General features: G+C 67.4%; 16 protein-coding genes and 1 pseudogene. 14 read left to right on the top strand and 3 right to left on the bottom strand.

All coding sequences use genetic code 11. The annotated features are described in order from the left end of the window. Window positions 1–56: 56 nt before the first annotated feature. Window positions 57–2,741, bottom strand: a complete 2,685-nt coding sequence (gene glnE, locus MY55_RS14340) for a bifunctional [glutamate--ammonia ligase]-adenylyl-L-tyrosine phosphorylase/[glutamate--ammonia-ligase] adenylyltransferase (protein WP_065202583.1) — start codon at window positions 2,739–2,741, stop codon at window positions 57–59. Window positions 2,742–2,863: 122 nt separating this feature from the next. Here glnE and MY55_RS14335 point away from each other — a divergent pair, with 122 nt between their 5' ends. From MY55_RS14335 to tldD, 3 genes are read left to right on the top strand one after another with little or no spacing between them, the layout of a single operon-like run. After that, window positions 2,864–6,694 (top strand): YhdP family protein, encoded by a 3,831-nt coding sequence (locus tag MY55_RS14335; protein ID WP_157889328.1) that lies wholly within the window; start codon window positions 2,864–2,866, stop codon window positions 6,692–6,694. Next, entirely contained in the window at window positions 6,691–7,500 is an 810-nt protein-coding gene (locus tag MY55_RS14330; RefSeq protein ID WP_043580116.1) for a carbon-nitrogen hydrolase family protein, read from the top strand. Before MY55_RS14335 ends, MY55_RS14330 begins: the two co-directional genes overlap by 4 nt. Before the next feature lie 10 nt (window positions 7,501–7,510). Continuing rightward, window positions 7,511–8,953: a metalloprotease TldD gene (gene tldD / locus MY55_RS14325; protein ID WP_047237312.1), complete on the top strand. Its 1,443-nt coding sequence runs from the start codon at window positions 7,511–7,513 to the stop codon at window positions 8,951–8,953. A 272-nt stretch (window positions 8,954–9,225) separates the two neighbouring features. Here tldD and MY55_RS24275 read toward each other — a convergent pair. Further along, a pseudogene (locus MY55_RS24275) lies at window positions 9,226–9,525 on the bottom strand (ATP phosphoribosyltransferase regulatory subunit); the annotation flags it as partial. Window positions 9,526–10,026: 501 nt separating this feature from the next. Here MY55_RS24275 and MY55_RS14320 point away from each other — a divergent pair. Beyond that, on the top strand, window positions 10,027–10,539 hold the full coding sequence (locus MY55_RS14320; protein WP_157889327.1) for an activator protein: 513 nt from the start codon (window positions 10,027–10,029) through the stop codon (window positions 10,537–10,539). Here MY55_RS14320 and MY55_RS14315 read toward each other — a convergent pair. Then, a complete protein-coding gene (locus MY55_RS14315; protein WP_065202581.1) occupies window positions 10,529–11,581 on the bottom strand; it encodes a GlxA family transcriptional regulator in 1,053 nt (350 codons plus the stop codon). The two genes, MY55_RS14320 and MY55_RS14315, sit on opposite strands and share 11 nt — an antisense overlap. A 291-nt stretch (window positions 11,582–11,872) precedes the next feature. On the opposite strand from MY55_RS14315, the gene MY55_RS14310 reads away from it, so the two are divergent. The 10 genes from MY55_RS14310 to MY55_RS14265 all read left to right on the top strand — a co-directional run bounded on the left by MY55_RS14310 (window position 11,873) and on the right by MY55_RS14265 (window position 25,185). Further along, window positions 11,873–13,051, top strand: a complete 1,179-nt coding sequence (locus MY55_RS14310) for a M20 aminoacylase family protein (protein ID WP_047237308.1) — start codon at window positions 11,873–11,875, stop codon at window positions 13,049–13,051. A gap of 58 nt (window positions 13,052–13,109) precedes the next feature. Beyond that, entirely contained in the window at window positions 13,110–14,933 is a 1,824-nt protein-coding gene (locus MY55_RS14305; protein ID WP_341864709.1) for a DUF1302 domain-containing protein, read from the top strand. A 219-nt stretch (window positions 14,934–15,152) separates the two neighbouring features. Beyond that, the gene (gene cysC / locus MY55_RS14300; RefSeq protein ID WP_047237768.1) at window positions 15,153–15,812 is read left to right on the top strand and encodes an adenylyl-sulfate kinase; all 660 of its coding nucleotides are present in this window, start codon (window positions 15,153–15,155) and stop codon (window positions 15,810–15,812) included. After that, on the top strand, window positions 15,796–16,893 hold the full coding sequence (locus MY55_RS14295) for a sulfotransferase family protein (protein ID WP_047237766.1): 1,098 nt from the start codon (window positions 15,796–15,798) through the stop codon (window positions 16,891–16,893). The genes cysC and MY55_RS14295 overlap by 17 nt, the downstream gene beginning before the upstream one ends. A 313-nt stretch (window positions 16,894–17,206) precedes the next feature. Then, complete coding sequence (gene sbcD, locus MY55_RS14290; protein WP_065202580.1) at window positions 17,207–18,427, top strand: exonuclease subunit SbcD; 1,221 nt, start codon at window positions 17,207–17,209, stop codon at window positions 18,425–18,427. After that, window positions 18,424–21,846, top strand: coding sequence for an AAA family ATPase (locus MY55_RS14285; protein ID WP_065202579.1), 3,423 nt, complete (start codon window positions 18,424–18,426; stop codon window positions 21,844–21,846). Before sbcD ends, MY55_RS14285 begins: the two co-directional genes overlap by 4 nt. A gap of 164 nt (window positions 21,847–22,010) precedes the next feature. Further along, on the top strand, window positions 22,011–22,670 hold the full coding sequence (locus MY55_RS14280; RefSeq protein WP_043580126.1) for a DotI/IcmL family type IV secretion protein: 660 nt from the start codon (window positions 22,011–22,013) through the stop codon (window positions 22,668–22,670). A 4-nt stretch (window positions 22,671–22,674) separates the two neighbouring features. Next, entirely contained in the window at window positions 22,675–23,757 is a 1,083-nt protein-coding gene (locus MY55_RS14275) for a DotH/IcmK family type IV secretion protein (protein ID WP_155419371.1), read from the top strand. Next, window positions 23,747–24,925, top strand: a complete 1,179-nt coding sequence (locus MY55_RS14270) for a TraB/TrbI/VirB10 family type IV secretion system protein (protein WP_157889326.1) — start codon at window positions 23,747–23,749, stop codon at window positions 24,923–24,925. The genes MY55_RS14275 and MY55_RS14270 overlap by 11 nt, the downstream gene beginning before the upstream one ends. Further along, window positions 24,925–25,185: a hypothetical protein gene (locus MY55_RS14265; protein ID WP_146008482.1), complete on the top strand. Its 261-nt coding sequence runs from the start codon at window positions 24,925–24,927 to the stop codon at window positions 25,183–25,185. The genes MY55_RS14270 and MY55_RS14265 overlap by 1 nt, the downstream gene beginning before the upstream one ends. The last annotated feature ends 24 nt before the right edge of the window (window positions 25,186–25,209 follow it).

The raw sequence follows: 25,209 nt of genomic DNA, 5'->3' as shown, positions 1-25,209 counted from the left end.
TAGCCTTGCTTGATGGGGCAGTGTATACCGCCGCCGCCGGACTTGTGAACCCGGCGTCAGGAAAAATCGAGCGCTTGCTCGAAAACCTGTTGCCACAACAGGCAACCCTTGCGATAGGCGGCCAGCAGGGTATTGTCCACTTCCACTTTCTGCCGCTCGTTGAGCCGGGCCGCGTGCTGAAGCCGGCGGTATAGCCGGTAGGCGGCGCGGGCGCCGTCGGCCAGGTCGCGGTCTATCAGGCCGGCGTCGGCCGCCACCGCCAGCAGCGCGATGTTGCCGGTGTTGCCGGTGAAAGCCGGCAGCCGGCTGGCGTGGGCCAGGATCAGGTACTGGACGATGAACTCGATGTCTATGATGCCGCCGCGGGCGTTTTTCACGTCGTCTGGCCGCGCCGGGTGGCTGTCCAGCATGCGCTGGCGCATGTCCAGCACCTCCTGGCGCAGCTTGGCCGGCTCGCGCGCCAGCGTCAGGATTTCATGGCGTTCGGCTTCGAATTGCTCGCCGATGGCTTCGTCGCCGGCGACGAAGCGGGCGCGGGTCAGCGCCTGGTGTTCCCATGCCCAGGCCTGGTTTTCCTGGTATTGGCGGAAGGCGGAGATCGAGCTGACCAAGAGGCCGCTGGCGCCGTTGGGGCGCAGCCGCAGGTCGATGTCGTACAGCACGCCGGCGGCGGTGGCGCTGGTCAGCCAGGTGGACAGCTTGCGCGCCAGCCGCGAGTACAGTTCGGCCGCGTCCGGGTGGGGGTCGTCGTAGAGAAAGATGATGTCGAGGTCGGACGCGTAGCCCAGTTCCTTGCCGCCCAGCTTGCCGTAGCCTATCACCGCGAAGCTCGGCGTCTGCTGGTGGCGGCTGGAGATGTCCAGCCAGGCGTGGCGCACGGCCGCGTCCAGCACGTGGTCGGCCAGCAGCGACAGCTGGTCGGACAGCGCTTCCACCGTCCACATGCCGGCCAAGTCCTGCGCCACCAGGCGGAAGGTCTGCGCGTGCTGGAAATGGCGCAGCGCGTCCATCTTGGCCTCCACGTCGCCGTCGGCCTGCGTCAGCTGAGCTTCCAGCTGGCTGGCCAGCAGCGGCCAGTCCGGCGCGGCGTACAGCACCCGCACATCCAGCAGTTCGTCCAGCAGGATGGGGTGGCGGCTGAGGTAGGCGGACACCCAGGCGCTGGACGAGTAAAGGGATGCCAGCCGCTGCAACGTTTGCGGGTATTCGGTCAGCAGAGCCAGGTAGGAGGCGCGGCGGCTGATGGCTTCCATCAGGCCGATGATGCGCGACAGCGTGTCGTCGGCATTGGGGAAGCGCGACGCCACCTCGATCAGCGCCGGCATCAGCGCGTCCAGCTTCTTGCGGCCGGACAGCGGCATCTGCAGGTAGCGCTGGCTTTGCGCCAGGCCCTTGAGCTGGCGGGCCACGGCGGCGGGGTCGGCGTAGCCCAGCTCCGCCAGCCGCAGCGAGGGGTCCTGGTCGGCCACGTCCAGCCACAATTCCGATAGCGGGTGGTCCGGGCTGTCCTCGCTGGGCAGGATGAACACTTGCTCGAAGTGGCGGCTGACCTTGCGGCGCACCTCGGCCAGCGCGGGCTGGAAGGCGTCCCAGTCGGCGTAGCCCATGCTGGCGGCGATTTTTTGCCGGGTTTCCGGCGCGGCCGGCAGGGTTTGGGTCTGCTGGTCGTCCAGGTATTGCAGCCGGTGTTCCAGCTTGCGCAGGAAGGCGTAGGCATCTTGCAGCTCTTCCACCGCCGACGGCTCCAGCAGCCGCAGGTCGGCCAGCCGGGATAGGGTGGCGCGGGTGCCGCGCAATTGCAGCGTCTTGTCGCGGCCGCCGCGGATCAGCTGGAATACCTGGGCGATGAATTCGGCCTCGCGGATGCCGCCCGGCCCCAGCTTGATGTTGTCGGCCATGTCGCGCCGCGCCACTTCGCGGCGGATCTGCGCGTGCAGTTCGCGCATCGCGCCGTAGGCGTTGTAGTCCAGGTATTTGCGGTAGACGAAGGGGCGGACCATCTGATTCAACCCTTCGGCGTCGCCGGTGATGGCCTTGGCCTTGATCCAGGCGTAGCGCTCCCATTCGCGGCCCTGGCTGAGCAGGTAGTTCTCCAGCGCGGCGAAGCTCATCACCAGCGGGCCGGAGTCGCCGTAGGGGCGCAGGCGCATGTCCACCCGGAACACCTGGCCGTCGGCGGAGAGGTCGTGGATCAGCGCGATCAGCCGCTTGCCCACCTGGGTGAAATATTCGTGATTGCTGATCTTGCGCGCGCCGTCGGTTTCGCCGCTTTCAGGGTAGATGAAGATCAGGTCGATGTCGGAGCTGACGTTCAGCTCGCCGCCGCCCAGCTTGCCCATGCCGATCACGATCAGCTGCTGCTCCTCGCCGCTGTCCTCGCCTATCGGCTTGCCGTATTGGGGCAGCGAGGCGCAGGCGCAGCGCAAGGCCTGGCGCACGGCGAATTCGGCCAGCTGGCTGATGGTGGCGACCACCTCGTCCAGCGGCGCCAGGTCGTTGAGGTCGCGGCAGATGAGGCGGGCCATCACCGCCTGGCGCAGCCGGCGCAGCGCAGGCGCCAGCTGTTCCGGCGCCTGCAGGGCTGGCCAGTCGGCGAAGTCCTGCATATCCTCAACGGTGAAGGGCTGGCTCAACTGCCGCTCCAGCCGCTCGCCTTCTTCCGGCCGGGCCGCCAGAAGGCGGGTCAGATAGTGGGAAAACTCGCAGCTGCGGGCAATGGCAGCGGCCGTGTTTGCTGGCATAATGGCTCCGGACGGTTTAGCGCGGCAGAATAACGGCCGCGCGGAGGGCGGGCTGTGGCCGGTTTTCGTCGCCGTATCTTTCACCGCGTCATTGTAACGGTTTGCCATAGTTGAAAAAGCCCTTGTTGCCGTTGTCCCGCATTCACGTCTTGCGCGTGCTCAAGCGCAGCCTGCTCGTTCTGGCGCTGCTGCTGTCGACTGTCTGCGTCCTGTTGACCGCCGCTTTCTGCGCGTTCACCTTCTGGCTGCTGCCGAATCTCGATCAATACCGCCCCAGGCTGGAGCAAAGCCTGTCCGGCGCGCTGGGGCACGATGTCCGCATCGCCAAGCTGTCCGGCCATTGGGAAGGCGTGGCGCCGTTGTTCGAACTGAGCGGGGTGGCGATCGCCAACCCGGTGTCCGGCCAGGCGCTGACGCTGAGCCTGGTCACGGTGCAGCCGTCGTGGACGTCGATGCTGGCCTGGGAGCCGCGCCTGTCGGTGCTGGTGAACGGCCCGGCGGTGGAGCTGCGCCGCACCGCCGCCGGGGTGATCTATCTGAATGGTTTTGATCTGAGCAGCGGGCCGTCGTCGGACAACGCGCTGGGCAACTGGCTGCTGCGCCAGCTTTCGCTGGACATCCGCAACGCGCGGCTGAGCTGGCAGGACGACAGGCTGGGCCTGCCCCGGCTGGACCTGAAGCAGGGACAGTTGCTGCTGGAACGCACCTTGCTGGGCCATCGGCTGCATCTGGCCGGCCTGCCGGCCGCCACGCTGGGCAAGGGCTTCGAGCTGGACGCCAGCTGGCGCGGCGACGACATCAACAGCTGGCTGCAGTGGTCGGGATCGCTGCGGGTGGCGCTCAACGGCGCGCGCGCCGACGTGTGGTCGCGCTATATGCGCGAGATGGGGGTGCTGCGCAGCGGCGAGGGCGACGGCACGCTGGAAATGTCGTTCGCCGACGGCAGCATCGGCAGCCTGCGGGCGGACGTCAACGTGCGCAACGCCGCCTATACCCCGCCCAGCGCGCGCGAGCTGGTGTTGCCGCAGCTGCAGGGCAAGCTGCAGTTGGACCGCCAGGGCGACGGCAGCTACAAGATCCTGGCCAGCGACCTGACCCTGGCCAGCGCCACCGGCCTCGCCTTCGACAAGTCTTCGATCAAGGGCCAGTGGCGTCCCGGCGCCCAAGGCGGCGGCGAGCTGACGCTGGACAATGTCGACGTCGGCCATCTGAACCCGTTCATCCGCGCCCTCGGCGTGGACGCCAACCCGCTGTTCGCCCGATTTTCGCCGCGCGGCGCGCTGCATGGCTTGACCCTGGGCTGGCAGGGGCCGGCGGAGGCACCGCGCAGCTTCCAGCTGAAAACCCGTTTCGAAGCGTTGGGCTGGCAGCCGTTCGCCGACTTGCCGGGCGTGGCCGGCGTCACCGGCAGCATAGATTTCAACGAGCAGGGCGGCCGCTTGCAACTGGACACCGGCAAGTCCGAAGTGATCTACCCGGCCTTGTACGCGCAGAGTCTGCCTTTCGACAGCCTGGCGGCCGACATTTCCTGGCGCCAGCGCGGCGCGGCGCTGGACATCGACTTCGACAAGCTGGCCTTCGCCAACGCCGATCTCGCCGGCAGGCTGCAGGGCAGCTACCACCATGGCGGCGGCGGCGCCGGCCATATCGACCTGACCGCCTCGGTCGACGAAGTCAAGGCGACGCGCATACCCGCCTATCTGCCGCACCAAGTAGGCGAACATACCAGCGCCTGGCTGCGCAAGGCGCTGCTGGACGGGATGGCGAAAAATGTCCGCTTGACGCTCAAGGGCGATCTGGATCAATTCCCCTTCCCGGCAGGCAAGGGCGGGGAATTCCTGGTGGAGGCCGACGTTGAAAAAGCCAAGCTGCTGTATCAGCCGGGCTGGCCCGCCATTGACGATATCGACGCCAAGCTGACTTTCCATAACGAGGCGATGCGGGTGGAAAGCACGCGCGCCAGCACGGTCGGCGTGCCTTTGCGCCAGGTGAGGGTGGGAATCGACCAGCTGGGCGCGACGGCGCCGTGGCTGAAGATAGAGGGAGAGATCGACGACAAGCTGGACCGGATGCTGGCCTTCACCACCAAGAGCCCGGTGGATGGCTGGCTGGGCGGCTTCACCGGCAAGATCCGCGCCGCCGGCCCGGCCGCGCTGAAGCTGCAACTGGCGGTGCCGCTGGCCGGCGAGGACAGCACCAAGGTGCGCGGCGATATCGATTTCAAGCATAACCGGCTGTTGTTCACCCAACTGCCGCTGCCTGAGTTGACGGCGGTGCAGGGCCGGCTGACCTTCACCGAGCGCGGCATAGACAGCAAGGGCGTGGCCATGGAAGCCTTCGGCGGCGCTTTCCGCCTGAGCGCCCATACCGGCGCGGACAAGCGCATGCGCTTCGAGGTGGGGGGCGAGGCGGACGGCAAACGAGTCTTGCAGCAATATTTGGCGCCGTTGGCGCCGCTGGCCGAGGGACGCAGCCGCTTCGACAGCCAGTTCGTGGTGCGCGACGGCCTGGAGAGCCTGCAGCTGTCGTCCAGCCTGCAGGGGCTGGCGCTGGATGCGCCGCCGCCGCTGGGCAAGGCCGCCGCGGCGGCGCAGGCCTTGCAGTTGCAGCTGCATCCGGCCCCGGCGCGCTTCGGCCAGGCGATGCGGCTGGAATTCGCGCTGGGCACCGCGCTGAACGGCAAGCTGCGGCTGGATGAGCATGGCAATCTGCAAGCCGGCGCGCTGGGGCTGGAGCGCGATGCCGGCGAATGGCCGGCGACGGGCCTGGCGTTGCGCGCGCAGCAGGCGCGGGTGGATCTGGACGACTGGTGGCAGCGGCTGTCGCGGCTGGGCGGCGCCGATGGGCTGTCAAACGGAAATATGATATTGTCCTTTGATCTGGACGCGCCCGAGCTGTCGGCTCAAGGCTTCACGCTGCATCAGGTGAATGCCCACGTTTTCAACCGGCCCGGAACGGAGCTGTGGTCGGTGAAGCTGCGCTCGCGCGAGGCCACCGGGCTGGTCAGCTACCAACCGGGCGGGGGCGGCGCGCTGGAGGCCAATCTGGACCGGCTGGCCTTGAACTGGCCGCTGCGCCCCGACGCGGCGCCGACGCCTGGCGCGGCGGCGAAGCCGCAGCTGCCGGCGATGAAGATCCATATCGCCGAGCTATCGCTGCAGGGGCGGGAAATCGGCAAGCTGGACATGACGGCGCGGCGCGACGGCGCAGTCTGGATCATGGACCCGCTGAAGCTGACCACGCCGGAGGGCAGCCTGTCCGGCAGCGCCGAGGTCAACGAACAGGGCGCGGGCAGCGTGGATAGCCGTTTCGCGCTGGAAACCGCCAACGCCGGCAAGCTGCTGGCCCGCTTCGGCCAGGGAGACGTGTTCCGCAACGGCCAGGGCAAGCTGTCTGGCCAGCTGAACTGGCCCGGCGGCCTCAGCGACCTGGACGCGGCCCACTTGTCAGGCCAGCTGAGCCTGGATTTCAAGAATGGCCGCTTCGCCAAGGTGGATCCCGGCGTGGCGCGGCTGTTGGGGGTGCTCAGCCTGCAATCGCTGCCGCGCCGGATCCGGCTGGATTTCACCGACGTCTTCAGCGAAGGCTTCGCGTTCGATACGCTGCAAGGCGCGGCCGGCGTGCGCAATGGCCTGTTCACCTCCAGCAAGGTGGAGATGAGAAGCCCGGCGGCGGAGGTGACCATCTCCGGCGAAGTGGACCTGGGCAAGGAAACCCAGGCGCTGAAAGTGCATGTGGTGCCGCATGTGGCGGAAAGCGTGGCGCTGGCGGCCGGCGCGGCCTTGCTCAATCCGGTGGTGGGCATCGCCACCCTGGCGGCGCAAAAGGTGTTGCAAGACCCGGTGGGAAAAATCCTGTCGCTCGATTACGCAGTCAGCGGTTCGCTGAAGGACCCGCAGGTGGTGAGGGTGAACGTCGGCGATCCGGTCAACATCAAGGGGAAAAAACCATGAAGCAGAAGTTCGTCGCCGCTGCTGTGCAGATGGTGTCCGGTTGCAATCCTTCGGCCAATCTGGCCCGCGCCGCCGAACTGGTGGCGGAAGCCGCTGGCAAAGGCGCCCGCCTGGTGGTGCTGCCCGAGTATTTTTGCCTGATGGGCGCGCATGAGACCGACAAGGTGGCGCTGCGCGAAGCCTATGGCGAGGGGCCGATCCAGCAGGCGCTGTCCGACATGGCCCGCGCCAACGGCGTGTGGCTGCTGGGCGGCACGGTGCCGCTGGCCGCCGATAATCCGGAGAAGGTGCTCAACACCAGTCTGCTCTACAATCCACAGGGCGAGGTGGTGTCGCGCTACGACAAGATCCACCTGTTCGGCTTCACCGGCCAGGGCGAGAGCTACCGCGAATCCAACACCATCAGCGCGGGCTGCGTGCCGGTGAAGGCGGAAACGCCGCTGGCCGACATCGCGCTGAGCATATGCTACGACTTGCGCTTCCCCGAGCTGTACCGGCTGCTGGCGCCGTTCGACTTGCTGATCATGTCGGCGGCGTTCACCGCCACCACCGGCGAGGCGCACTGGGAGCCGCTATTGAGGGCGAGGGCGATAGAAAACCAATGCTACCTGCTGGCCTCGGCCCAGGGCGGCGTGCATGAAAACGGCCGCAAGACCCATGGCCATTCGATGATCATCGACCCCTGGGGCCGCATTCTGGCCGAACTGCCGCAGGGCGAGGGCGTGATCGTCGCCGAGATCGACCCCGATTTGATCCAATCGGTGCGCAGCAGCCTGCCGGCGCTGGAGCACCGAGTCATACGTTGAAAGAATACCGATGCAAGATGCCTTCACCGCCGCAGATGAATTGCTGCTCAAGCCTTACGGCCTGGACGAGTCCGCCATCGAGCAGACCCTGGCGCATATGCGCCGCCACGATATCGACTACGCCGACCTGTATTTCCAGTACACCCGCAACGAGGGTTGGCACCTGGAGGAGGGCATCGTCAAGTCGGGCAGCTTCAGCATCGACCAGGGCGTGGGCGTGCGGGCGGTGTCCGGCGAGAAGACGGCTTTCGCCTACTCCGACGCCATCAGCCAGGACGCGCTGACCCGCGCCGCCGAGGCGGTGCGCGCCATCGGCCGGACCGGCGGCGACGGCAGCGCCGGCGCGGTGGAGAAGCGCAAGCCGCAATCGCTGTATCCATCGATCGACCCTTGCCACAGCATGGAGGCCGCCGGCAAGGTGGCCTTGCTGGAAAAGGTGGAACGCCTGGCCAAGGCGATGGACCCGCGCGTGATCCAGGTGATGGCCGGCCTCGCCACCGAATACGACGTGGTCTACGTCGCCCGCCATGACGGCGTGCGCGCCGCCGACGTGCGTCCGCTGGTGCGGGTGTCGGTGATGGTGATCGCCGAACAGAACGGCCGGCGCGAACAGGGCTCGTCCGGCGGCGGCGGCCGCTTCGACCTCAACTATTTCGACGACGCGGTGGTGGAGCGCTATGTGCGCGAAGCGGTGAAGCAGGCGTTGGTCAACCTGGAATCGCGCCCGGCGCCTGCAGGCCAGATGACCGTGGTGCTGGGGCCGGGCTGGCCCGGCGTGCTGCTGCACGAGGCCATCGGCCATGGCCTGGAGGGCGACTTCAACCGCAAGGGCACGTCGGCCTTCAGCGGCATGGTGGGGCAGCGCGTCGCCGCCTCCGGCGTCACCGTGGTGGACGACGGCGTGATGGGCGGCCGCCGCGGCGCGCTGGCCATCGACGATGAGGGCAACCCCACCCAGCGCACGGTGTTGATCGAGGACGGCATCCTCAAGGGCTATATGCAGGACGCGCTCAATTCGCGGTTGATGGGCGAGGCCTCCACCGGCAACGGCCGGCGCGAGTCCTACGCCAGCATTCCGATGCCGCGGATGACCAACACTTATATGCTGGCCGGCGAGCGCGATCCGCAGGAAATCATCTCTTCAGTCAAGGATGGCCTGTACGCGGTGAATTTCGGCGGCGGCCAGGTGGACATCACCAGCGGCAAGTTCGTGTTCTCGGCGTCGGAAGCCTGGCGCATCGAAAACGGCAAGCTCACCTATCCGGTCAAGGGCGCCACGCTGATCGGCAGCGGCCCGGAAGTGCTGAACTACGTGTCGATGATAGGCAATGACCTGGCCTTGGACCAGGGTGTGGGCGTGTGCGGCAAGGAAGGCCAGAGCGTGCCGGTGGGCGTGGGCCAGCCGACGCTGCGCATCGACGGCGGCCTGACGGTCGGCGGCACCGGCGTCTGAGCCTGAGCAGGCATCGCAAGGCCGGGCAGACGCCCGGCCTTTTTTACGCCGTCACGGCTGGATGTCTGCGCCGCCAGCGCGAGCGCCAGCCGCTCCAGCCCTATGCCGAAGCCGGCGCCTTCGCGGTACGCGCCGCCGCCGACTACCTGTTTTTGCGCCCCCAACTCCGGCACGCGCATTTCGAAGCCTTCCCCGCCCAGGTAGTAGCTAAGCCCGCGTCGCGCCGAAGCGTCCAGCTGATAGCGCAGCCCCAGTCCATCCAGAAAGCAGCGGCATAGCGCCAGGCTGCGCTCCCGCGCGGCGGCCGGGTCCGGCCCCAGGCATTCGAAGCCCAGTTGGGTGAATTCGCGGTAGCGCCCGGCTTGCGGCCTTTCATAGCGATAGCAGCGCGCGACGTAGAAGAAACTGGCCTCGCGCCGGCCGTTGAGAAATTCCCGGTTTTTCTCCTGAAACAGCGCGGTGGCTTCCGGGATCAGGCAGCAGGCGCGGCCCTTGCGGTCGGGGAATGCCCACATCTGTTCGAGAATTTCGCTGCCGCCGGCCTTTGCGACAAAGGTGTCCTGTCCCCACAGCGCGGGCAGGATGGCTTCGTCGGCGCCGGCGTCAATGAAGCCAGCCCCGGAAGCGGTTTTCCAATTGGCGCAGAAGGGCGGCCTCGCGGCCGGCGACGATGCGGGTGCCTCGGATCATGGTCATGGTGTTTCCTTTCAGCGCGTCTTGCGCGCGGGCGATAAAAAAGGCGCCTTGCGGCGCCTGTGCGGTTTGCGGCTGACGGATGGGTCAGCTCGCGCTTTCCTCCCGACGACCGCGCGCCGCCCCGGCGCCCCGGCGCCCTGGGGCAGGCCGTGATGGTGGTGGCGGTGGAATCGGCAGGTTTTCATGTCTTCATCATGTCTGGTGTCCAGCCGTAATGTCAAGCCGGCGGCGCCAACTGGCCCAACAGGCAGGCGCGAACTAGCGGCGCAGGCGCTGCTGATCTGGGTCAAATCTACCATGTTGTTGGCATTTTAATCTTTCGCCCGCGGCCTGGCGCTCCGGGCCGCATTCCAAACCAAACAAGACGGAAAATTTCGATGAACACAATGAACAAGCTTGCGATGGCCGGCGCGTGCGCGCTGGCGTGGATGATGTCTTCGGCGGCGGGCGCGGCGACGATCACGCCGCCGGGCGCGGGCGGGGCAGCCATTCCGTTTTCCGCGGTGGGGCCGGCCACGGTTAGCAAGGGCGAGGTGGATGTCGACTGCAGCGCCGTGTTCAGCGGCACGGTGGACGGCGCCGGCAATATCCTGATCACCAGCGCCGCCTTCAAGGGCATTCCGGTGTGCCGGATGATCAAGGCCAGCGCCACCGCGTCCGCGCCCTGGGTGGGCCGAGTGACGGCGCAGAACCAGTTGGCCATAGACGGGGTGATGGTGAACGTGAACACGCCGATCCTGGGCGGACAATGCGGGCCCAGCCGGATAGCCGGGACGATAACTGACAGCGGCAGCGACACCACGATAGGCCTGGCGGCGGCGCCGCTGACTGGCGGCTGCGCGATTTCCGCCACCTTGACCACTACGCCTTATATGCGCGTCACGCCGTGAGCGGGCCCGGCGCGGCGGCGGGAATGTCGTCTCCCGCCCGCCACCAGCGCCGGGAGGCGCGCAAAGAATGGGCGCGGCGGTAGGCGGTGGGGGTAAGGCCGGTCTGGCGGCGGAACAGCCGGCGGAAGGAGGCGGCGTCCTCGTAGCCGCACTGCTCGACGATGCCGGACAAATCGACGGTGGTGACTTCCAGCAGCAGCTTGGCCCTTTCCACCCGCAATTGCTGCAGGTATTGCAGCGGCGTCATGTCGGCCACTTCGCGGAAGTGGCGCAGCAGGGTGCGGCTGCTCACCGCGGCGGCTTCGGCCACCTGGTCCAGCCGGTAGGGCTCGGTCACGTGCTGCTCCAGCCAGCGGCGCGCTTTGAATACCGCGCTGTCGCGGGTAGGTGTATTGAGCAGGGGCAGGGTCTGGCCGGACTGCTCGAAACGGGCCGCCTGGTACAGCAGGCCATTGCCGCAGCTTTGCGCCAGCTCGTCGCCGGCGAAATGGCGCACCAGCGCCAGCGCCAGATCGGTGGCCGACGCCGGCGCGCCGCTGCACAAGATGTTGCCGTCCACGCTGACCGGCCGGTCCATCAGCAACCGCACCCGCGGATGCTGGCCGGAGAACCAGCCGGCGATCAGCCAGGTGATGGTGGCGTTGCGCTCGTCCAGAATGCCGGCGCGGGCCAGCATGGCGGCGCCGTTGTAATTGGCGGCGATGACATCGCCGGCGGCGTGGCGGCGGGCGATCAGCCGCAGCGCCGGGCCGCATTGCTCCAGCTGCTGTTTCAGATGGGGGACGCTGTCCATGTCGAGGCCCGGCACCAGCAGCGCCGATTGTCCGCTGGCCGGCGCGGCGGGCGTCGGCGCGTTGAGCCAGGGCGGCGGCGGCAGCGGATCGCCGCTTGCGTCCAGCAACCGCCATTGGAAGCGCGGCGATTTCTGCCGCGGGTGGCGCAGATGCCACAGTTTATTGGCCGCCTGCAGCGCGTCGATGGCGGAAAACAAGGTTCCGCTCAGGCAGTTGGGCAGGCAAAGCAGGTCTATGCAGGTGTTCATCCGGGGCAACCTTGGCGATATCCGCTTTAACCTTGGCGAAAGCGGCGCGCAAATTCAAGCCTGTTGGCATGTTGATTCTGATTTATTTATTCTTTATGCAGATTTGAGGCGGCGCCCGCCGTCAAGCTCCGCAGTTCGGCAGGCTGGCGATATCAGCCCGCTGAATGGCCATTTTCCCCCCTTCCTCATGCTTGCTCCGTTCATAGACTGGTGTCGGAGCGGCGCCGCGCGTGGCCGGCATCTTCTTCTGCCGGCGCCGCCTTTCCCACCTGATGGAAACGGAGAGAAGACATGTCCAAACTGCCGGGGGTCATTCCCGCCATCGTGCAGCACGAAGAACAGTTCATCGCCATCCGCCGCAGCATCCATGCCCATCCGGAGCTGGGCTTCGAGGAGGAGGCCACCAGCAAGCTGGTGGCGGAATCGCTGAAAGCCTGGGGCTACCGGGTGACCGCCGGCCTGGGCGGCACCGGCGTGGTGGGACAGCTGCGCTGCGGCAGCGGCGCGCGCAGCCTGGGCATCCGCGCCGACATGGACGCCTTGCCCATACACGAGGAAACCGGCCTGCCTTACGCCAGCAAGCTGCCGGGCAAGATGCACGCCTGCGGCCACGACGGCCACACCGCGATGTTGCTGGCGGCGGCGCGCCATCTGGCCGAGAGCCGCGGTTTCGACGGCACGCTCAACCTGATTTTCCAGCCGGCCGAAGAGGGGCAGGGCGGCGCGGCGCGGATGATGGCGGAAGGCTTGTTCGAACGCTTCCCCTGCGACGCGGTGTTCGCCATGCATAACGGCCCCACTTTGCCGGTGGGCAGCTTCATCGTGCAACCGGGCGTGCTGGCCGCGTCCGCCGACATCGTGTCCATCACCCTCACCGGCAAGGGCGGACACGGCGGCATGCCGCACACCTGCGTCGATCCCATCGTGGCGATGGCATCCATCATCCTGTCCTTGCAAACCATAGTCTCGCGCAATCTGGCGCCGGACCAGCCGGCGGTGGTGACGGTCGGTTCGGCGCATGCCGGCAGCGCCAGCAATGTGATTCCCGATTGCGCGCAACTGGAGTTGACGGTGCGCGCCTACAGCTCCGCCATCCAGCGCCAGATCGAGGGCAGGCTGCGCGAACTGGTGACGCTGCAGGCGCAAAGCTATGGAGTGGAGGCGCGCATCGAGTGGAAACCGGTGACGCGGGTGCTGGTGAACACGCCGGAGGAAACCCGCATCGCGCGCGAGGTGGCGGAGGGCATGGTGGGGCCGCAGGGCATCGTGCCGCTGCCGGCCGGCGCGATGGGCGGCGACGACTTTTCCTGGATGCTGGAAAAGGTGCCGGGCTGCTACGTGGTGCTGGGCAACGGCGTCGGCAGCAAGGGCGGCTGCATGATCCACAACCCGGGTTACGACTTCAACGACGACATCCTCAGCCTGGGCGCCAGCTATTGGGTGAAGCTGGCCGAGGCCTACCTGAAATAGCCGGCTGACGCGCGGCGCCGGCGTCCGGCGCCGCCAGAACGATAATAAGCGAGGAGCGATGCGGATGATGAGGATGCGCGCATGCTGTCCCATGGCGGCAGCGTTGCTGGCGGGCGCTGTCCACGCCGGTGAGATCACGATGAGCACTTTACCGTCAGGGCTGGGGGAAGGCAGCCGCTTTGATTGGGGGGCGGCCAGCCTGGAAGTGAAGGGGGCGATGTCGGCCGGCAGCGTCTACCGGACGGGCAATCCCGATCCGGCCTATGTCAGCCACGCCAATATGATGGATACCCTGAACGACGGCGACCTCAACTACCGCCGCGGCGGCCTGGTGTCCGAATCCTGGCAGGGCTATCTGCAAGGCGACCTGCGCTACCGCGACGCCGGCCTGTTTGTCAGCGCCAAGGCCTGGTACGACTACGGCCTGAGTCATGGCGCGGTTCCGCACGGCCATTCTCCCAACGGCTATGCGCCCGGCGCGCCGCTGGACGATAGCCGCTTCACCGCATTGGGCCGTTTCAGCGGCGTGGTGCTGGACGATGCCTATGTTTACGGCCGCTACCCTCTGGGGCAGTCGACGTTGTCGGTGCGCTTGGGGCAACAGGTGATTCCGTGGATCACGCCCACCACCTTCCTCGGCGGCATCCAGCAGGTGAACGCGCTGGATTTCAACGCGCTGGGCCGCGCCGGCACCATCCCGGAAATGGCCAATGTGCCGGCGCCGGCGCTGTACGCCAAGCTGGAGGCCACCCCGCGTCTGACGCTGGACGGCTACTACCAGTTCAAATTCGAACCCAACGCCTATCCGGCCTGCGGCACATTCTATTCCGGCAGCGACTACGCGCAGCCCGGCTGCGACAAGCTGACCTTGAACGGCAGCCTGCTGAGCATCCTGTCGCATAGCAATATCGCCACCAGCGACCAGCAGTCGGCCGCCAATCCGCTCGACTACATCCAGCGCGCGCCGGACGACAAGCCCTATGGCGGCGAATTCGGCGCCAGCCTCAACTATCTGTTCGAAGGCGTGGGCTTGCTGGGGCTGTTCTATTCCAATCAGACCAGCCCGATGAGCTTCAACCAGATGCTGCGCACCGGCCCCGGCGTGTTGCTGCCGGCGGCGGCCAATCAGGGGCGGGCCGCGCCGGTCGGCATCGCCGGGCAATTCCGCCGCAGCTATCCGGACAACATCCATATGTTCGGCGTCAATTTCAAGACGCGGCTGCCGGGCGGAACCGGCATCTACGGCGAGCTAAGCTACCGGCCGAACCAGCCAGTGGCATGGAACGGCGCCGACTTCCTGTACGGCGTGCAGACCGGCGCCGGGCCGCTGGGCTATCTGGCGCACACGCCCACCGGCTATCTGGCGCGCGGCTACGACACTTTCCGCAGCAGCCAGTTGTCGCTGGGCGTCCAGCAGCCGTTGGGCAGATGGTTGGGGGGCGAAGCCCGCCTGTCGGGCGAGGCTGGCGTCAAATACCTGGCCGGCCTGCCGGACCCGTACACGATGCGCTACGGCCGGGTGGGTTTCGGTCCGGCGCCCAGCGCCGCCAGCCCGTTCTGCGGCGGCGGCGGGCCAAGCTGCGCGCTGGATGGCTTCGTCACCTCGGTGGCCTGGGGCCTGCGCGCCAAGCTGGCAGAGCGTTATGCCGGCGTCGCGCCGGGGCTGGACCTGACGCCGTCGCTGGTGTTGGGCTACGACCCGAAAGGCTATTCGCAGGACGGTCAGTTCATGGAGGGGCGGCGCAGCGCGTTGTGGCGGCTGCAGGGCGAATACCGCAAACGTTATGTTTTCGAGTTGCTGTACCTGGCTACCGGGGGCGGCAGCTACAACGTCTTGTCCGACCGCAGCCTGGCGATGCTCAGCGCCGGCGTCCGCTTTTGAGCCGGCAGAGGCGGCGCGGCGAGGGTGTGCAAGATAAGCCATTTGAATGAGCGGTTCATCTTCAATATGCTCTTAATGATCCGTACAAATACTGTCCCTGTTCTTTTGGTCAGTTCTAACCAGTTATTTCGCACTATTACCAAACTATCTAGTGCGTGATTGCTGCAAAGCGCTTGTCCTTCCCGGCTGGCTGCATTCAATCACGGGAAGGACATGCCGATGGACACCGCGCCCACGCAAACCGGGCTTCCCGCCAATATTTTCAAAACCGGCGGCCGCATCAGGCTGGTAGACCGCCAGCAGCTGTTCGGCCACCGCGCGCTCACCATCTGGCTTACCGGCCTGAGCGGCGCCGGCAAGTCCACCATCGCTTACGAACTGGAAGCCCGGCTGGTCCGCGGCGGGTATTCCGCGGTGGTGCTGGATGGCGACAACCTGCGCCACGGCCTCAACCGCAACCTGGGTTTCAGCGCGGAGGACCGGCAGGAAAACATCCGCCGGGTGGCTGAAGTGGCGCGGCTGATGAACGACGCCGGGCTGATCGTGGTATGCGCCTGCATTTCGCCGCTGCTGCGCGACCGCGAAACGGCGCGGGGCATCATCGGCGAAGGCAAGTTCGCCGAGGTTTACGTCAGCACCTCGCTGGCTGTGTGCGAGCAGCGGGATTGCAAGGGCCTGTACGCCAAGGCCAGGGCAGGCGAGATCCACCACTTCACCGGCATTTCCGCTCCGTACGAAGCGCCGCCCAGGCCGGCGCTGGCGCTGGATACCGGCGCGCTGCGGCTGGATGAGTCGGTCGACATGCTGTTCCGCATGGTTCTGCACTGTTGCAGCCCGCTGGCGGCCGAGGAAAGGCACGATCATGAATATCACATCTGACGCCGGCCGGCCTCTGCCGGTCCTGATGATTCCGTTGCGCCGCTGCGGCAGCCACGCGCTGCGGCTGCGGCTTAACTTCAGCCGGGAATTCTATTCGCCCTACCCGCTGCACATCGTCGATTTCATGCCGCTGCTGCCTTTGTACGGTGACCTGGCGGACGACAGGGCTTATTTCCAGCTGATCGTCGATGTGGTGGGCCTGCAGGCGGCGAGCATGGTCAAATGGCCGGGCATGGCTTTCGACCCGGTGGAGATCTTCGAAGCGATAGGCGACAGGCCGCGCAGCGTGCACCAGGTGGTGTGGGAGCTGCTGCTGCGGGCGGGGGAGCACAATCAGGCGCGGGTGGTGATGGACAAATCGCTGGACAGCGTCCGCTACGCCGACGAATTATTGGCGCTGTTTCCTAACATGCGCTTCCTCAACGTGGTGCGCGACCCGCGCGCCCAGGTGGCTTCGGTCAACCGCGCCATCATCCACGATTTCGACACCGCGCTGAATGTGCGCACCTGGCTGGCCGCCTACCAGGCGGCGGACCGCCTGCTGGCCAACCACCCGGACAAGGTGCTGACGATACGCTACGAGGACTTCCTGGCCGACCAGCAGACCATCCTGCGCCAGGTGTGCGACTTCTTCGGCATCGCCTTTTTGCCGCAGATGCTGGACATCCGCAGCTCGGCCGAGGCGGCGCAGATTTCTCAGCTGTCGGCGCTGTGGTCGTCGAACCACTTCCCTCCCATCGTCGCGCATGCCGACAAGTTCCGGCAGCAGCTGTCGCTGCGCGAGATCGAGATCATAGAAACCGCCTGCCGCGACTATATGGAACGCTACGGCTACCCGATGCTGACGCCGGCCCAGCTGCCGATCACCGATGAGCTGGCCGCCGCGGCCGAAACGCATTCCCGCCGCGCGAGAGAGCAAGCCTGGGAAGACCTCAAGCGCGACAACTACCGCGACTACATCCTGCGCCAAGGGCGGGCGGACTATCTGGCAAACTTGAAACAGCGCCTGTTGCGGACCGCCGCGGTGTCGGTCACCGGGCTGGCTGAGCCGCCGGCGGCGAGGACGGCGGACACGCATTGACGCGATGGAGCCGGCCGATGGGCCGGCTCCTCACACTCAATTCATTTCTCTTTCGACAGAAATTTCAGAGCCGCTGGGGTTGGGAAATCAAGGGAAACCGGCGTCATGAACAGCTTTTGATCGTCACAACCTCGCACTGTCCGCCACGCTGATGGCGGGCACCGGTTTCGGCATGGCCTGCCGCGTGTTTTTCGCCAAGCGCGGCGGCCGGGACGAGCCGCTGTTGGCGCGGTATTTCCTGATGGCGCTCAAGCCGCAGCGGTGACGGCCGGGCTGCTACAATGCCTGCCATCCGTTTTCCTCTTTCCCCGCCATGCGCATCCTCCACACTTCCGACTGGCACCTGGGCCAGCATTTCATCGGCAAAACCCGCCAGGCGGAGCACCAGGCCTTCATCGCCTGGCTGGTCGAACAGATCGGCCGGCATCAGGCGGACGCGCTGATCGTCGCCGGCGACATCTTCGACACCGGCGCGCCGCCCAGCTACGCGCGCGAACTTTACAACCAGCTGGTGGTGGCGTTGCATGATGCCGGCGTCCAGCTGCTGCTGCTTGGCGGCAACCATGACTCGGCGGCGACGCTGGGTGAAAGCCGGCCCTTGCTGTCCTATCTGTCCGCCACGGTGGTGCCCGCGGTGGAGGACGATCCCGCCGATCAGGTGCGGCTGCTGCGCCGGCGCGACGGCCAGCCCGGGGCCATTGTCTGCGCGGTGCCCTTCATCCGCCCGCGCGATGTGCTGCAAAGCCAGGCCGGACAAAGCGCCGAGGAAAAGCAGCTATCGCTGCGGCAAGCCATTCATGATCATTACCAGCGGCTATACCGGCTGGCCTGCGCCCGGCGCGAAGAGCTGGGGCTGGCGCTGCCCATCGTGGCCACCGGCCACCTGACCACCGTCGGCGCCAGCGCCAGCGAATCGGTGCGCGAAATCTACGTCGGCGCGCTGGAAGCCTTTCCCACCAGCGCGTTTCCGCCGGCCGACTACATCGCGCTGGGCCATATCCACCGGCCGCAAAAGGTGGGCGGGCTGGAGCACATCCGCTATTGCGGCTCGCCGATCGCGCTGAGCTTCGACGAAGCCGGCCAGCAAAAGGAAGTACTGCTGGTGGAGCTGGACGACGCCGGCCTGCGCAGCGTCACGCCGCTGCCGGTGCCGATCTTCCAGCCGCTGCTGTCGCTGAAGGGCGACCTGGCGCGCTTGGCCGAAGCCATCCCGGCGGCCGCGCGCCAGGCAGACGCCGGCCTGCCGCTGTGGCTGGAAGTGGTGGTGCGGGGCGACGACTACGTGGCCGATCTGCCGGCGCGCATCCAGCAGATGACGGAGGGCCTGCCGCTGGAGGTGCTGCGCATCCGTCGCGAGCGCGGCGACGCGGCGGCGGCGCTGCAGGCTCAGGCCAGCGAAACGCTGGATGAGTTGACGCCGTTCGAGGTGTTCGCCAGGCGGCTGGCGCTGGAGGATATCGACGATGAGCTGCAGCGGGGCCTGGAGACGCGCTACCGCAGCGTCGTCGAGAGCCTGCGCGAGGGCGAAGCATGAAAATCCTGACCCTGCGGCTGAAGAACCTCAATTCATTGAAAGGCGAGTGGAAGCTCGACTTCACCCGCGCGCCGTTCAAGGACAACGGCCTGTTCGCCATCACCGGCCCCACCGGCGCCGGCAAGTCCACATTGCTGGACGCCATCTGCCTGGCGCTGTACCACAAGACGCCGCGGCTGGACGCCATTTCCGCCTCGTCCAACGAAATCATGACCCGCCACACCGCCGATTGCCTGGCGGAAGTGGAGTTCGAGGTGAAGGGCCGCGCCTACCGGGCCTTCTGGAGCCAGCGCCGGGCGCGCGACAAGGCCGACGGGGCCTTGCAGGCGCCCAAGGTGGAGCTGGCCGACGGCGACGGCGCCATCTTGGCCAGTCAGAGCCATGAAAAGCTCAGGCGGGTGGAGGAAATCACCGGTCTGGATTTCGCCCGTTTCACCAAGTCGATGATGCTGGCGCAAGGCGGATTCGCCGCCTTTCTCAACGCCAGCGCCAACGAAAGGGCGGAGTTGCTGGAGGAGCTGACCGGCACCGACATCTACGGCCAGATCTCGCAGCGGGTGTTCGAACGCGCGCGCGATGTCCGTCAGGAGCTGGCCCAGCTCAAGGCCCGCGCCGACGGCGTGGAGCTGCTGGGCGACGAGCAGGCGGCGCGGATGCGGGACGAGCAGGCCGCACTGGCGGCGCAGGCGTCGGCATTGCTGGCCGAGCTGGAAACTTTGCGGCGCCAGCGCCAGTGGCGGCACGAACTGCGGCAAGCTGAACATGAGGAGGCCGCCGCCGCGCAGGCGGCGCAAGCCGCGATGGAAGCCATCCGCCTGGCCGAGCCGGAGCTGGAGGCGCTGCGCGCGGGCGAACCGGCCGCGGCGATCGCGCCGGTTTATCAGGCGCGACTGCGGGCGGATGAGCTGCTGGGCGGCGCGAGACAGGCATTGAATGAGGCTGGGGAACGATTGGACGCGTGCCGAGCGGAGCAGGCGGCCGAGCATTGGCGGGCCCAGGCGACAGCGGCCGCGCTGGCGGCCGAAGAGGCGCGCCGCGGCCGGGAATTGAGCGAGCGCAAGCGGCAGCTGGATGACTGGAGCGGGCAACATGGCCGTTATGCCCGCTTGGGCGAGCGGCTGGCCGGCTGGCGCAGCCAGTTCGCCCAGCTGGCGCAACTGAGGCGGCAGCGGCAGGAAGAGGAGCGGGGATGGGCCGCGCTGATGAGCGGCCTGGCGCAAAGAGACGGCGAGATCGAGCGGCAACGGACGGCGCTGGACGAGGCGGAGCAGGCGCTGCGCCAGGCGCGGCAAGCGCAGGAAGCCGGCGGCCGCGAGCGCGATGCCTTGTTGGCGGGGAACTCGCTGGACCGATTGCGCGGCGATTGGCAGCGCAGCCAGCGCGAGGCCTTGGCATGGCGGCAACTGGATGGCCAGGCGGCGGGGCTGCGGCAGGCCGCCGCCGCCGCGCGCGATCTGGAAGCCGAGTTGGCCGAAGCCGCGCGCCGGCTGGAGAGGCAAGGCGGACTGGTGGAGGCGCTGCGCCGCGATTATCGCCAGCTGAAGGAGCGGGTGGACGACAAGCGCCGGCTGCTGGCGCAGGAGCAGCGCATCCGCAGTTTGGAGACGCATCGGGCCGCTTTGCGGCCGGGCGAAGCCTGCCCGCTGTGCGGCGCGCTGGAGCATCCGGCGGTGGCGGCTTACCAGGCGCTGGACGTTTCCGCCGGCGAAGCGGCCTTGCAGGCGCTGGAGGCGGAACTGGAGACGTTGGCGGAAAACGGCCAGCGGGCGGCGGCCGAACTGGCGGCGTTGCAAGCCGGCCGGGAGCGGCTGCGGCAGTCCGCCGCGCAGTCCGCCGCCGCCATGGAGGAGGCGCGGCAGGCGTGGCGCGCCGGCCTGGCCGAATGCGGGGCGGGCGAGGCGGATTGGGCGGATCCGGAGGCGCCGCGCCGCCGCCGCGCGGACGCGGAGCAGGCCGAAGCTCGGCTGCGCCAGGCCTTGCAAGCCGCTGAAGCCGCGGAGGCCAGCCATGCCCAGGCGAGCGCCGCCGTCAGCCGGCAGGATTTGCAAAAGCAAGCGGCGGACTCGGCGCTGGCCTTGCTGCTGCAAGCGCGGGAAGGCGCCCGGCGCGAGGCGGAGCAGGCGCAGGCGCGCGACAAGGCACTGCAAAGCCAATGCGCGGGGTTGGCCGCCAGCCTGCATGCCGACATCGCCGCCGCCGGCTTTGACGGAGAGGAGGCGGATGCCGGCTGGCTGGAGCGGCGGCAGGCCGATTGGCAAAGCTGGCAGGATGCGCAGCAAAGCCTGCGGCAGCTGGCGGAAAGCCTGAGCCGGCAGCAGGCGGTGCGCGAGCAGGCGGAGGTTCAGGCCGCCGACTGGCGCGCGCGCTGGCAGGCGCTGGGCGCGGCCGAGCCGGCCGGGGCGGAAGCCGCATTGGCCGATGCCGACGCGCTGGCGCGTTGCGGCGCCAGGGCGGAGGAGTGGGATCGGGAACTGGCCAGCTTGCAGGGCGGCAAGGCGCAGCTGGAAGCGGACCTTGCCAGGCAGGGAGAGCTGCGGCAGCGGGTGGACGCCGAATGGCAGGCGGCGCTGGCGGCCAGCCCGTTCGCCGATTCGGCGGCCTTTTTGGCGGCCTTGCTGCCGGAGGGCGAGCGCGAACGCCTGCAGGCGCGCAGGAGCCGGTTGGAGGGCGAGTCGGCGCAGGCGGCGGCGGTGCGGCAAGCGGCGGCCGGCCGGCTGGCGTCGCTGCGGGAGCAGGATTTGGGCGGGGCCGATCTGGAGGCGCTGGAGAGCGGTTGGCAGGCGCTGGACGGTCAGCGCCAGGCCTTGACGCAAAAACAGGGCGCGCTGGAGGCGCTGCTGCGCGACGATGCGCAGCGCAGGCAAGGGCAGCGGGCCTTGCTCGAGCGGATAGCCGAGCAGGCGGCCGAGGCCGATCTGTGGCAGCGGCTGGACGGGCTGATAGGCTCGGCCAAGGGCGACAAATACCGCAAGTTCGCCCAGGGGCTGACGCTGGACCACTTGATGGGTCTGGCCAACCGCCACCTGGCCAGGCTGCACGGCCGCTATCTGCTGCGGCGCCGGCCGGGAGGCGAGCTGGAGCTGGAGATCGTCGACGCCTGGCAGGGCGACGCCGCGCGCGACACCCGCACCCTGTCCGGCGGCGAGAGTTTCCTGGTGAGCCTGGCGCTGGCGCTGGCCTTGTCCGACCTGGTCAGCCACCGCACCTCGATAGACTCGTTGTTCCTGGACGAGGGCTTCGGCACGCTGGACGGCGAAACCCTGGAGGTGGCGCTGGACGCGCTGGACGCGCTCAACGCCGGCGGCAAGATGATAGGGGTGATCAGCCATGTCGAAGGGCTGAAGGAACGCATCGCGACGCAGGTGCGGGTGGGCGGCCGCGCCGGACTTGGCGTGTCGGGGCTGGAGGTGGCGGTTTGAGTTTGCCTGGACGGGCCGGCGCGCCGTCTGCATGACGCGCCGGCATGCCGGTTGAACCGATGGCCGCGGCGAGCGGCCATAATTTTTGTTGGCATTCTGCTGGCGTCATGGTTAAAATGTTTGATAAGATAGATATTGTATCGAACCATATTTGGAAAAATTCGATGTCGATGATGAATTTGAATGATCAAGAGGTGGACCGGGCGCTGAGGGACACCATGGGTGAGTCGGGAAATCTGCGCCATGATTCGCGCCGCAAAACCCTGATCATTCTGGCCCTGGGCGCGGCCTGCCTGCTGGAGGCGGTGGCGCTGGCGGCGCTGGCGCGCAAGGAAGCGCCGTTGCCGCAGTTCACCGCGGTGACGCCGGATGGCCGCCAGTACCAGCTGCTGACCAGCAACACCCCGGTGTTGAATGAAGGCCAGGCCGGGCAGTGGATAGCCTATGCCTTGCCCCAGGTGCTGAATTACAACTGGACCGAACTGGAGCCGCATTTCGCCGATGCGTCGCGCAAGTATTTCACCGAAGACTCCTGGCTGACTTTCAAGAGCCAGCTGGAGGCGGCGGGAACCTTCAAGTCGGTGCTGGATAACGAGCTGATCAGCAATATGAAGTTCACCAGCTCGCCCATTCTGGTGGGCAAAGGCCAGCAGGCCGGGGTGGAGGCCTGGGAGTTCGAAGCCAATGGCACGCTCAGTTATCTGAACCGCACCAAGCGTACGGACAATTCGATGAAATTCAGGGTGGTGGTGGGGCTGGTGACGGTGGGCGGGACGAAGGACTACCGGATTCTCGCTCTTTACATGGCCAAGGACAGAGGGTAAGGGCGTGAGAAGCCAGATTAAGAGGGGCATGCGCCTGATGGCGGCCTGCCTGCTTTCCCAGGCCGCCGCGGCGGCCCAGCCGGGCGACGCGGCGGGCGGGCAGTTTTATACCGGCAGCGCCAACGATCCCCGGCTGGCGATGCAGGCGTCGGCGGCGGCCGCGCCGCAAGCGGCGAGGCCGCAGGCGCGCGATCCGCTGCAAAGGGCGATGGAGGCCGATCCGGTATTCGGCTCGGTGATGAAAGAGGCGGTGCCATTCGATCCGGGCCAGATCCGCATGTACCGCCGCCAAGTGGAAAAAGTGGAAAAGCTGAAGGATTCGCCGCCGGTGGCCGGCGAGCAGCGGACCATCCCGGTGCGCCCGGGGCGGACGGTGGATCTGACGGTGGCGGTGGGCTATCCGGTGACGGTCCGCCTGACCGACGTCGCCGGCCAACCCTTGAAGATTTCCGGCAGCGTGCCGGGCATGGCCTTTCTCGCGATCCACCCGATTCCCGGCGACGCGCAGGCGTCTGTGGCAACCCAGGCGGCGTCGCTGGCCGGCGCGGCGGCAGGCCTGCCGCCGGCTCCGGCAGGCTCCGGCGGCGAGGCCAAGGACGCGATCGTGATCGATTCCTCGGGCTCGGGCTCGACTTCGCTGACGGTGTTCGCCGCCGGTTCGTTCCGGCCGGTGGTGATCAAGGTGCGCTCGCTGTATCCGAGAGGCGGCGAGCGGGTGGATTTCGCCGCAGACCTGCGGCTGACCTGGATGGGCGGCGACGCGCTCAATCGCGGCGACGAGTACCAATCGCCGTTGTCCGGCGCGCTGATGGCGGTGCTGAAGGAAACCGTCGGCGAGGAAATGCAGACGGTGCCGCATAACGGCGGCGACGCGGTGAAGATCTGGAAACGGCAGTCGGACAACCGGGTTTTCGTCAAGGTTCGCCCCGGCGTCACGCTGCTGTCGCCCCGCAATTTCCGCACCAGCACGCGCGACGACGATGGCGGCTCGGCCTATGAATTCGATTACCGGCCATCTTCGATGGTGGCGGGCATGGGCGGCACCTCCCGCGCCATCGTGATCCGCTGGGGCAGCTATGAGCAATAAACCCGATATGGTCGATTTCAATAACCAACCCAAGGGCGCCGGCAAAGACCCCAGCAAGATGAAGCTGATCCTGTTCGGCGGCGTGGCGATCGCCTTCTTCGCGGCGATGCTGGTTTACAAGAAGGTCAGCGCGCCGAAGACGGAAGGGCAGGATCAGACCGCGATGGCCAGCACGCCCGGCAAGATGGCCGATACCGGCGCGGCCGACGCCGGCAATCTGGCCCAGGCCGACGACCACAGCCAGCCGGCTCTGTACGGCACCGCGGACGCCCTGCTCAATGGCCAGCGGGATGACAGGCAGAAGGCGGCCATCGCCAGCGGCGGCGCTTACGTGGCCGAAGTGGGCGCGCTGAACGACAGGGGAGATCCCGGCGCGGCGCCGTCGGGCGGCGGCGGCATGCCGCCGGTGCCGCAGATGCCGTCCATGCAGCCGCTGCTGGACGCCGCCGGCATGCAGAAGCAGAGCGCGTGGCTGCAGAAGTTCCAGAACAACCGGAGCCGCGGCGACGCGCCGCAGCAGGAGCGCAAGCTGGTCAACTGGTACGGCGGCGCGGCGGCCGCGGCGGGCCGCTTCGATGGCGGCGCGTCGGATGGCGCGCGGCCGCAGCGGGGCTGGAAGGTGGCGTCCATCGGCGAGCGGGTGGCGGCGGTGACGCTGAATGAAACCTCGTCCTACCAGACCGGCACCACGGTGATGGTGCGGATCGTGGAGGACGGCGGCAAGCGCGACGCGCAGCTGTTCGGTTCTTACACCGAGGGCTATGACGCGCTGGTGGTGAAGCTGAACAAGATGCGGCTGGCGGATGGCCGGGTAGTGCCGGTGGACGCGGTGCTGGTGGACAAGGAAACCAATTCCCAGGCGGTGGCCAGCGCGGTCAAGGGGCACTATATCGACCGCTTCGGCATGATCGCCGCCGGCGCCTTCCTGGGCAACTACGCCACGGCGATGACCAGCGGCGGCGAGACCTCGGTGGTGAACGGCGCGGCGGTGACGACGGTGCCCAAGATCGATCAGCCGGCCAAGTACGCGGTCGGGAAAACGGTGGAGGCGGTGGCGCAGGTGGCGACCGCCGCGGCGGCGAGATTCAACAAGTCGGAGGTGATCCTGAGCAGAAGCGAACTGGTGGGCGTGCTGTTTCTTGATGATGCATTTGCCGGGGGACAATGATGTTTGATCAAACCTTGCTGGCGGGAGACGCGCTGGCGGCGGGCAACGCGATACGCCAGGTGGTGTACGCGCTCAGCCAGCTGCTGGGCTTGGCGGCGATGGGCAGGGCCGGCTGGGCGATGTACAAGAGCGGCGATGCCCGCTTTGCCCAGGCGGGAGACGGCTGGAAGATTTTCATACTGTTTCTGTCCGGCATATTTCTTTACTACATGGAGGACGCTTGGGCGCTGGTGCGCAACACCTTCCCCAATCTGTCCTGATAACGCAGCCGATGAGGCTTAAGG

Origin of the sequence: Chromobacterium subtsugae, from assembly GCF_001676875.1 — a bacterium.
In the GTDB taxonomy this organism is placed as follows: domain Bacteria; phylum Pseudomonadota; class Gammaproteobacteria; order Burkholderiales; family Chromobacteriaceae; genus Chromobacterium; species Chromobacterium subtsugae.
The sequence above is the reverse complement of the archived record's forward strand: the minus strand, read 5'-3'. Positions and strand labels throughout refer to the sequence as shown.

What these genes read in the sequence shown, in the direction of transcription:
- glnE (WP_065202583.1), bottom strand. Translation starts at nt 2,741, where the DNA reads ATGCCAGCAAACACGGCCGCTGCCATTGCCCGCAGCTGCGAGTTTTCC.
- MY55_RS14330 (WP_043580116.1), top strand. Translation starts at nt 6,691, where the DNA reads ATGAAGCAGAAGTTCGTCGCCGCTGCTGTGCAGATGGTGTCCGGTTGC.
- tldD (WP_047237312.1), top strand. Translation starts at nt 7,511, where the DNA reads ATGCAAGATGCCTTCACCGCCGCAGATGAATTGCTGCTCAAGCCTTAC.
- MY55_RS14320 (WP_157889327.1), top strand. Translation starts at nt 10,027, where the DNA reads ATGAACACAATGAACAAGCTTGCGATGGCCGGCGCGTGCGCGCTGGCG.
- MY55_RS14315 (WP_065202581.1), bottom strand. Translation starts at nt 11,581, where the DNA reads ATGAACACCTGCATAGACCTGCTTTGCCTGCCCAACTGCCTGAGCGGA.
- MY55_RS14310 (WP_047237308.1), top strand. Translation starts at nt 11,873, where the DNA reads ATGTCCAAACTGCCGGGGGTCATTCCCGCCATCGTGCAGCACGAAGAA.
- MY55_RS14305 (WP_341864709.1), top strand. Translation starts at nt 13,110, where the DNA reads ATGCGGATGATGAGGATGCGCGCATGCTGTCCCATGGCGGCAGCGTTG.
- cysC (WP_047237768.1), top strand. Translation starts at nt 15,153, where the DNA reads ATGGACACCGCGCCCACGCAAACCGGGCTTCCCGCCAATATTTTCAAA.
- MY55_RS14295 (WP_047237766.1), top strand. Translation starts at nt 15,796, where the DNA reads ATGAATATCACATCTGACGCCGGCCGGCCTCTGCCGGTCCTGATGATT.
- sbcD (WP_065202580.1), top strand. Translation starts at nt 17,207, where the DNA reads ATGCGCATCCTCCACACTTCCGACTGGCACCTGGGCCAGCATTTCATC.
- MY55_RS14285 (WP_065202579.1), top strand. Translation starts at nt 18,424, where the DNA reads ATGAAAATCCTGACCCTGCGGCTGAAGAACCTCAATTCATTGAAAGGC.
- MY55_RS14280 (WP_043580126.1), top strand. Translation starts at nt 22,011, where the DNA reads ATGTCGATGATGAATTTGAATGATCAAGAGGTGGACCGGGCGCTGAGG.
- MY55_RS14270 (WP_157889326.1), top strand. Translation starts at nt 23,747, where the DNA reads ATGAGCAATAAACCCGATATGGTCGATTTCAATAACCAACCCAAGGGC.
- MY55_RS14265 (WP_146008482.1), top strand. Translation starts at nt 24,925, where the DNA reads ATGTTTGATCAAACCTTGCTGGCGGGAGACGCGCTGGCGGCGGGCAAC.